The organism is Carnobacterium sp., assembly GCF_032094055.1.
In the GTDB taxonomy this organism is placed as follows: Bacteria; Bacillota; Bacilli; order Lactobacillales; family Carnobacteriaceae; genus Carnobacterium_A.
The window spans coordinates 6,894-8,122 of record NZ_DAMDAK010000091.1; the positions used below are offsets into that span (position 1 = coordinate 6,894).

General features: G+C 35.1%; 2 protein-coding genes. Both read left to right on the top strand.

All coding sequences use genetic code 11. The features are described from left to right. A partial coding sequence (locus RT405_RS11625) for a cation diffusion facilitator family transporter (RefSeq protein WP_313469860.1) occupies positions 1-627 on the top strand: 627 nt, incomplete at its 5' end. 258 nt (positions 628-885) lie between these two features. Then, on the top strand, positions 886-1,229 hold a 344-nt coding region (locus RT405_RS11630), incomplete at its 3' end, for a hypothetical protein (RefSeq protein ID WP_313469863.1).

Genomic DNA, 1,229 nt, shown 5'->3' on the forward strand with positions numbered 1-1,229 from the left:
ACTTCTTTTGTTATGCTGCTCGTAGGGATTCAAGTCTTTTATTCCAGTCTCAGCCGAATCATCGAAGGAAAAATTGTAGCGCCGGATAAACTTGCAGGAATCACGGGATTGTTAGGTGCTGTAATTATGTTGGGTGTTTATCTTTACAATTTTAAATTAGCCAACCGTATCAATAGCGATGGTTTAAAAGCTGTAGCCAAAGACAATTTCAGTGATGCACTGACAAGTTTGGGTACAACAGTAGCTATTTTTGGATCTATGTTTGGTTTGGTGTGGCTGGATGGTATCATGGCGATCATTGTATCTATTATTATTATTAAAACTGGAGTAGAAATTTTTAGGGATAGTGCTTTTTCTCTTTCAGATGGTTTTGATACAGAAAAATTAGAAGATTATAAAGTGAGTATTTTAGATTTGCCTCATGTTCTTTCAGTTGATTCTATTAAAGCCAGAAAATATGGAGCCAATATTTACGTGGACGTAACGATTTTAGTTAAAGCCACATTGACAGTTCGGCAAGGTCACCAAATTACTGAAAATGTAGAGCGGCTTTTAAAAGACACCTATGGAGTAAGTGATATTGATGTCCATGTGGAACCGGCACAGACAAATCAAGAACTTAAATAGTTTTTTGAAAAATCTTAAGCAAATTTCATTGTGAACTAAAAGAAAACAAAGTAAGAGATCCTCGCTGTAGATTAGCTTATAGTGAGGATTTTTCTGCAGGTGCAGATAAATAGAGCTGCAGAACTAATTCGCTTAAGCTAGAAGAAAAAATAGTTTTTAAAATTTCTTAGTTGAGTAAATGTAAATGAACAGGTATAATAGTTCAATATGAAAGCGATACAATTTTTTATCATTTAAACGTTCAAAAGGAGGTTCTAAATGAAACCAAAAAACAGACCCGCTTTAATGGCAGTCGGCCTAGCTTTATTGTTTTTATCTTTTCTAGCTTTCCAAAAAAACGCGGATAGCTTAGTAAGGCAACTATCTGAATTAAATTATTTAAACTTCTCTTTTCTTCAATCAGAAACTACGAAAACCCTCTTAGTTAACCTATCTCCTACAGAAATTAATCAAACAGCTGTCCAATCTGCTACAGGATTAATCACTCTTTTTACAGCAGGGATGACTAAAATTTTCAACCCAAATCGAAAGCGTCTACTATCCACTCCGATCCGCCTCACAGATAACGAACCTCAGCCGAATGCAAAGACTTTTTTACCGAT